The organism is Actinomycetospora sp. 2LY8.5, from assembly GCF_057180585.1.
The window spans coordinates 1-6807 of sequence record NZ_JBXUHE010000085.1 but is presented as its reverse complement, the minus strand read 5'-3'; the positions used below and the strand labels follow the sequence as shown (position 1 = coordinate 6807).

Genomic DNA, 6807 nt, shown 5'->3' with positions numbered 1-6807 from the left:
TCGCCGCCGGGATGAACGCCGCGAACGCCGGCTGAGGTGGCAGCCGGGACCGATCGGCCCGAGGACCGGGCGCCCGGAGATCGGGTGCCCGAGCCGACGGCGTCGTCCGGACCGAGTGCGCGAGCCCGCCGTGACGCGATCGCCGGGCACTGAGGTGTGCCGTTCGTGCTCGTCGAGGGCAACGCCGAGCTGACGCCGGCGCGGCTGGTGGGCCACCACGATCACGGTCGCCCGGCGCCCGTCGCCAGCCACCGCCGGATCGCCCCGGCGCTCAACCGCCTGCTCGCCTGATCAGCGACGGCTCGGCTCCGGACCGTCTCTACGGTGCTGGCGGTCCGACGTGCTCACTGCCGGTCGGGCTCGAGCGCACGGAGCATGAACTCGCTTGCGGCGGTGGCGAGTCGTTCGGGCCCGGGCGCACCGGGAGTGGCGGCACGTTGCACGGCAGCACCGACGACGCCGGACATGAAGGCGACGGTCAGCCCGATGTCGTCCAGGCTCCGGAACTCGCCACTCACGACTCCCTCCTCGACGAGGCTCTCGATGGCGGTCACCAGCCCGGACAGGGGCGCGGACCACCGCTGGGTCTCGGAGCGGGCGGAACGCCCGGCCAGCTCCTGCACGAGCGCGTGGCGGACCGCTCCGGTGGTGAACGAGCCGACGAGTACGTCGACGATCGCGACGATGCGGCGCGAGGCGGGCTGCTGCGCGCGCGAGAGGTCGTTGACGCGGGCCACCACGGCTCGGCTGCGGCGCTCGGCGACCGCCGCCGCGAGATCGTTCTTGTCCTTGGCGTAGTTGTAGACGGTGTTCCGGGCCATTCCGGCCCGCTCGGCGATGTCGCCGAGGGTGATCGCGTCGTAGTCACGCTCGTCCAGCAGCCCCTCGACGGCGTCGGCGAGCGCCTCCCATGCCTGGTCGTGGTGCTCTCGCAGCGTCGCCGCCTTGATCCTCGGCACCCTCCGAGTATGACGCCGCCGGCGACCGGCTGCGCCGGTCGCCCGCCCGAGGCGACGGGGGTCGTCATGCCTACCCGTGAACCAGATCACGGCTCGGACGGCCACTGACCGCCGAAGGAGGGGTAGCTTTTACGACAGAGCGTCGTGAAATCGGGAGGGGAGGTGGACGGGATGGGCGAACAGCGGGCTCTGGTCGTGGGGCTGGGTATCGCGGGGATGTCAGCGGCGGTGGGCCTGCGCCAGGCCGGCTGGATCCCGGTGATCGTGGAACGCGCGTGCGCGCGACGCGTCGGCGGCTACTTCATCGGGCTCTTCCCGGAGGGCCTGCGGGCGGCGCGGGATCTCGAGGTGCTCGATGACATCCGCCTGCGCACCCCCGAGAGGACAGCGACCTGGGAGGTCGACACGATCGGCAATCGCGTGCGCAGCAGTGGCTTCCTCGACCAGCCCGGCAACCCGGAAGGCGTGCTGCGCGGCGACATCGAAGCCGCGCTGTGGCGGGCGGTCGAGCCGGACGTCGAGGTTCGCTGGGGCGTCTCGCCCTCCACGATCGTCGAGGAGCAGGACCAGGTGCGGGTCACGCTCACCGACGTCGCCACCGGCGAGACGACGGAGGAGACCTTCGATCTGCTCGTCGGCGCCGACGGCCTGCGGTCGACGGTACGACGAACGGTGTTCGGACCCGACGACCGCTACCTGCGCTCGCTGGACTCCATCATCTGCGCGTTCCAGCTCGACGAGCAGGTGCCTCACTTCGCCGAGCGCGACGGGCTCGTCCTCGCCGACACCGGCCGGTCTCTGTGGATCTTCCCTTTCGACGACCGGCCCCCGACGGCCCTGTTCACCTACCGCACCGAGGACATCGATGCCCAGTTCGCCCGCCCCCCGGCGCAGACGCTGCGTGAGGTCTTCGGCGATCTCGCCGACAGCGAGGCCGTCAGCTGGGCGCTGCGCGGTCTCGAGCAGGCGTCCGATCCGCTCTTCGACTCGGTGCATCGCGTGGAGATGCCCTCGTGGCACCAGGGCCGCGTCGTGCTGCTCGGCGACGCCGCGTGGTGCATGACCCTCTATTCGGGCGCGGGCGCCACCTCCGCGATGATGGCCGGTGCCGTCCTCGCCCACGCTCTCCGGGAGCACGACGACGTGGCCACCGCGCTGGCTGCGCTCGAGGCGAGCCTGCGGCCCTTCGTCCGCAAGCACCACCGTCAGTCGACCTTCAAGCACCAGATCTTCGTGCCGTCCTGCGCCACGCTGCGCATCGCGCGCACCCTGCTCATGCGCTGGGGCGGGCGCAGGGCGGTCAGGCGAGCCCGCACCGCCGCCTCCGCACTGGCCGCATGACCGTCCGCGACAATCGTGACCACCCGAACGGAGGGACTCCCTTGTCCGACAACGTCCTCTACACCACGACCGCGACCGCCTGGGGCGGTCGCACCGGTCGCGTCACCTCCGACGACGGCGCACTGGACCTCTCGCTGACCACTCCGAAGGCGCTCGGCGGGGACGACACGGTCGGCACCAATCCCGAACAGATGTTCGCTGCCGGGTACGCCGCGTGCTTCCACAGCGCGCTGAAGAACATCGCCGCCGGCCGTCGGGTCGACATCTCCGACTCCGCGGTGTCGATCACCATCTCCATGGTCGGCTCGGTCCGGGAGCGCAGCATCGGTCTCGCCGCCCGCATCGAGGCCGAACTGCCTGGTGTCGACACCGCGGTCGCCGAGGAGATGCTCGAGCAGGCCCACCAGTTCTGCCCGTACTCCGTGGCGGTGCGCAACAACATCCCTGTCGAGGTCTCGCTCGCCACCCCGGACTGAGAACACCCGGAAACGCACCGGCGCCAGGGGCCACCGCGACGCGGTCCGGGGTCGCATGCCGGCGCCCCCGGCCGTTGCTCCTCTGGTGCTGTGGCTCGCGCTCGTGCCGCCCGGGGCGTGAGCGGTGAGCCGCGATGCGGACCCGGGATTCGCCGCCGAGCGGCGGGCGTGAAGGTGCTCGACCGCGAGGGGCCTGCGGTGACCTGGCTCCGGACATCCAGCCCGACCTGCTCGTCGACCAGGCCTTCGGGATCCTCTGGTGCCGGCTGCTGATCCGCGGCGACGGCCTCGACACCGCGAACGCCGGTCGCCTCGCCGGCGATCCCCACGACCCAGCCCAGCGCGGTCCGAGAGCCGGTCTCCCTCCTGCGCCGCCAGCGCTCGAGCCGCTCGCGGATCCGCTCGCCCAGCACCGCAGGCCGAGCATGAGCAGCACGCCCAGGGCCGGCGAGCTCACCCCGGAGACCGCCCGCGTGCTGTTGCGAGCGTTCCTGCGTGCGGCTCCGGCCGGTTGATCACCGTGACGCCGTGGGCAGGGCCATCGAGCTGATCGGAGGTGCCCGTTGCTCCCGAGACGTCCGGTCGCCTGCGGATCGGCCGGTCGTGCGGTCGGGCGAGCACCGTCCGGCGGTGCCGGACCGAGCTCACCGCGTGAGCCGGTGCCGACGTCGACTCCCTGCCCGCTCCCTGGGAGTACTTGCCGGTCAACCACTGAGGACTTTATCATTGCAAAGATATAGGGAAAGGGCGATGCCGGTCATGGTCCGCCGCTCGACGCGCCGTGCACCGGCCGCTCAACCGGGACGGCAGCATGACGGTGCCGGTCGACGCTCTGGTCATCAGAGAGAGGGCCGGGCGGGGCGGGCTCTTCCGCGACGAGCGCCGAGCGTGTCCTGCCATCCACGAGGGCGAACGGCGGGCGGTGGGGTATCACCGTCGACACCGCCGATCTGGCTGGAGTGAGCATGGATCTCGGACTCGGTTCCCGCACGGCGATCGTGACCGGTGCCAGCGCCGGCATCGGACACTCCTCGGCGACGCTGCTCGCGCGGGAGGGCGCGCGTCTGGTGCTGTGCGCCCGTGGCGCCCGGCGACTGGAGGCGGTGGCCGAGAAGCTGCGGGCGGACGGGGCCGACGTGGCCACGGTCATCGCGGACGTCGCCGACCCGAGTTCGAGCGAACGGATACGCGACGTCGCCCTGGAACGGTTCGACCGCATCGACGCCGTGGTTCACGCGGCCGGCGTCTCGACCGGTGAGCACCTGCGCTCGTTCTCCGACGAGTCATGGTTGGCGGCCTACTCGGCGAACACGCTCAGTGCGATCCGGCTCTCGCTGGCCTGCGTCCCCGACATGCAGACCCGGGGGTGGGGTCGCATCGTCACCATCGGTTCGACCGCCGGGCGCGACCCGGACCCACGGTTCGCCGCCTACGGGGCGGCGAAGGCGGCGCTGATGCACGCCACCCGAGCGCTCTCGCGCACCTACGCCAAGGAGGGGATCGTCGCGAACTGCGTCCTGCCGGGTCTGACCCGCAGCGAGAGTGTGCTCTCGGGTTACGACGCGGCGGCCGCGCGCACCGGGCGCAGCGTCGAGGACATCGAGCAGCGCATGATGGAGCGACAGCCGATCGCGGCGGGCCGCACCGGGCGCCCCGAGGAGGTGGCGGGGCTGGTGGCGTTCCTGTGTTCGGAGGCGGCGAGCTGGACCACGGGGGCCATCGTCCCGGTGGACGGTGGCACCATCCGCGATCTGCCGTGAGGGCTCGGGCTGGGCGTCGGTGGCCGGTCGGGCCGTCGCTCAGAGCCCCGACGAGGTGATCGGGGCAGCGTGGACGACCTGGTCGAGCCCCTCCGAGAGGGTGTAGCGCTGCGACTCGCGCAGGTGGCCTCGCGCGAGCTTGGCCGCGTACTCCGCGTCCCCTCGCTCGATCGCGTCCAGCAGCGACCGGTGAGCGTCGAGAACCTCCTCGCGGTGGCTCTCGCTCGGATACCTGCCGAGGTCCTCCGCGCGCTCCGCCCACTGCCCCTCCTGGTGCGACCACATCCGCTCCAACGTGCCGAGCATCACGGTCAGGGTCGTGTTCCCACAGCCGCGGACGATCTCCTCGTGGAAGCGTCGGGCGACGCGGGTGAATCCGACGCCGTCCTCCAGGGTGTCGGCGGCATCCTGCTGTGCCGCGCGCAGCGCGGGCACGACCGTCGACTTGCGGTCCTTGCGTCGCGCGCACAGGTCGGCGGCGACCGGCTCGACGTTGCGGATCGCCTCGGCCAGATCGGCCAGGACGACATGCTGGGACTGCAGCACCAGGCTGAGGATGTAGGCCGACGACTGGGCGCTGGGCGCGCGGACGATGGCGCCGCCCACGTTTCCGCGCTGGACGGTCACGAGACCCTCTGCCTCGAGGATGCGCAGTGCCTCGCGCAGGGACGGCCGACTGACCCGGAACTCCCGCAGGAGGTCGTCCTGCTTCGGGAGTCTCGAGCCGTTCGCGAGCCGACCCTCCACGATCCGGCTTCGCAGGACACCGGCCACGACCTCGGCGAGCCTCGGCTGGTGGAGCTGAGCCTCGAGGTCCGTGTACGCAGGGTCGGTTTCAGTCATCGGTTCCCCTCCTCGGCCCGAGGACACCGCCGCGTGCACCGCGCATCGGGTTCGGTCGTTTGCTGGTCCGGCCCGTCCGCGGTGACAGGGTAACCAATTGAATCATGTGTAGTAGTGAACGGTCCCCGCGACGGCCCGGCTTCCTCGACGGCGGCGACACGGGGGATGTGCTCCGTGCGACGCCGTCGACGGAGGATCACCCCAACTTCTCCAGCCGCTGGCGATGGTCGGAGCTGCGCATGGAGGACCGCTCGGCGACCAGGCCGGCATCCACGGTCGGCCAGGCGGCCAGGAGCAGCGAGTTCAGCGTGCGCTTCGTGTCCTGGAGGGCCTGAGGTGGCATCGAGGCCAAGCGGTGCGCCATCGCGACGGCTTCGTCGAGGAGGTCGTCGCGAGGAACCACACGGTTGGCGAGTCCGAACCGGACCGCTTCCTCGGCGGTGACTCGATCTCCGAGGAACAGGAACTCCTTGGCCCGATGGAGCCCGGTGAGGAACGGGAGCAGGGCACCACCGTCGCCCGCCACCAGTCCCACACCGACGTGCGGGTCGGACAGGAAGGCCTCGGGCGAGATCAGCACGATGTCGGCGAGGACGGTCAGGCTGCAGCCCAGCCCCACGGCCGGACCGTTCACCGCCGCGACGACCGGGAGCGGGCACCGCAGCATCTCGCGGATGATGACCCCGGCCCGCTCGGTCGACCGCCGCGCCGCGGCATCGTCGCCGGCGTCCTCACGGATCCAGTCGAGATCGCCACCCGCGCTGAACGCACGGCCGGCGCCGGTGAGCACGACCGCGCGGGCCTCGCCGTCGTCGAGCTCACCCCAGATCGACGCGAGCGCGACGTGCATCGACTCGTTGCACGCGTTGAGCATGTCGGGGCGATGCAACGTGACGATGCGGACCGGCCCGTCGTTCTCCAGCCGGATCTCCGTGGGTGGATGCCAGTCCATCACGCCTCCTCGATCGTTGACTCTAAAAGTTATATATACTAGGAGTTGTCAGCGGGAAGGAGCGCGCTGTGTCACTCGATCTGAGCGAGGCCGACCTCAGGGCCGCGGTCCGCCGATGGTGCACGTCGCACGTGCCACCGGACTGGCGACGGACCCAGGCCACGGCCTCGCGCGACGAGTTCGTCGCTTTCCAGCAGGACTGGCTGCGCCGACTCGACGCTGCCGGGTGGGCCGTTCCACATTGGCCGGCGCAATGGGGCGGGGGGTTCTCGCTCGCCCAGCAGGCCGTGATCTTCGAGGAGCTGGCGCGCGCCGACGCCCCTCGGTGTGTCCTGCACTTCGTGTCGCTCCATCACGCCCTACCTTCAGAGGTGCGGCCGGAGCTGGTGTTGGCTCCGGGTGTGCAGGCGGAGCGGGGATGGCTTCCATCAGAGCTGCCGTCAATGGCCGTAGGCTGCTGTTCCCCCCGCTCTGCC

General features: G+C 71.3%; 9 protein-coding genes. 6 read left to right on the top strand and 3 right to left on the bottom strand.

The genetic code is table 11. The annotated features are described in order from the left end of the window. Positions 1-165 precede the first annotated feature (165 nt). Positions 166-291: a hypothetical protein gene (locus AC2A1K_RS35295; protein ID WP_483901018.1), complete on the top strand. Its 126-nt coding sequence runs from the start codon at positions 166-168 to the stop codon at positions 289-291. Positions 292-344: 53 nt separating this feature from the next. Here the strand turns inward: AC2A1K_RS35295 and AC2A1K_RS35290 are convergent, their stop codons facing one another. Next, complete coding sequence (locus AC2A1K_RS35290; protein WP_483901017.1) at positions 345-959, bottom strand: TetR/AcrR family transcriptional regulator; 615 nt, start codon at positions 957-959, stop codon at positions 345-347. Between the two features lie 171 nt (positions 960-1130). Here AC2A1K_RS35290 and AC2A1K_RS35285 point away from each other — a divergent pair, with 171 nt between their 5' ends. From AC2A1K_RS35285 to AC2A1K_RS35270, 4 genes are all read left to right on the top strand, one after another. After that, positions 1131-2300 (top strand): FAD-dependent monooxygenase, encoded by a 1170-nt coding sequence (locus AC2A1K_RS35285; protein ID WP_483901016.1) that lies wholly within the window; start codon positions 1131-1133, stop codon positions 2298-2300. A 41-nt stretch (positions 2301-2341) separates the two neighbouring features. Further along, positions 2342-2776: an organic hydroperoxide resistance protein gene (locus AC2A1K_RS35280; RefSeq protein ID WP_483901015.1), complete on the top strand. Its 435-nt coding sequence runs from the start codon at positions 2342-2344 to the stop codon at positions 2774-2776. Between the two features lie 134 nt (positions 2777-2910). After that, the gene (locus tag AC2A1K_RS35275; protein ID WP_483901014.1) at positions 2911-3291 is read left to right on the top strand and encodes a hypothetical protein; all 381 of its coding nucleotides are present in this window, start codon (positions 2911-2913) and stop codon (positions 3289-3291) included. 450 nt (positions 3292-3741) lie between these two features. Continuing rightward, entirely contained in the window at positions 3742-4536 is a 795-nt protein-coding gene (locus AC2A1K_RS35270; protein ID WP_483901013.1) for an SDR family oxidoreductase, read from the top strand. A 39-nt stretch (positions 4537-4575) separates the two neighbouring features. On the opposite strand, the gene AC2A1K_RS35265 is transcribed toward AC2A1K_RS35270, so the two are convergent. Continuing rightward, positions 4576-5379 carry a FadR/GntR family transcriptional regulator gene (locus tag AC2A1K_RS35265; protein ID WP_483901012.1) on the bottom strand — a complete coding sequence of 268 codons (804 nt, stop codon included), beginning with the start codon at positions 5377-5379 and terminating at the stop codon, positions 4576-4578. A 196-nt stretch (positions 5380-5575) separates the two neighbouring features. Next, positions 5576-6331: an enoyl-CoA hydratase/isomerase family protein gene (locus AC2A1K_RS35260; protein WP_483901011.1), complete on the bottom strand. Its 756-nt coding sequence runs from the start codon at positions 6329-6331 to the stop codon at positions 5576-5578. Positions 6332-6399: 68 nt separating this feature from the next. On the opposite strand from AC2A1K_RS35260, the gene AC2A1K_RS35255 reads away from it, so the two are divergent. After that, the coding region (locus AC2A1K_RS35255; protein WP_483901010.1) for an acyl-CoA dehydrogenase family protein at positions 6400-6807 on the top strand (408 nt) is incomplete at its 3' end.

Coding starts and splice junctions, on each gene's coding strand:
- AC2A1K_RS35285 (WP_483901016.1), top strand. CDS start 1,131: ATGGGCGAACAGCGGGCTCTGGTCGTGGGGCTGGGTATCGCGGGGATG.
- AC2A1K_RS35275 (WP_483901014.1), top strand. CDS start 2,911: ATGCGGACCCGGGATTCGCCGCCGAGCGGCGGGCGTGAAGGTGCTCGA.
- AC2A1K_RS35270 (WP_483901013.1), top strand. CDS start 3,742: ATGGATCTCGGACTCGGTTCCCGCACGGCGATCGTGACCGGTGCCAGC.
- AC2A1K_RS35265 (WP_483901012.1), bottom strand. CDS start 5,379: ATGACTGAAACCGACCCTGCGTACACGGACCTCGAGGCTCAGCTCCAC.
- AC2A1K_RS35260 (WP_483901011.1), bottom strand. CDS start 6,331: ATGGACTGGCATCCACCCACGGAGATCCGGCTGGAGAACGACGGGCCG.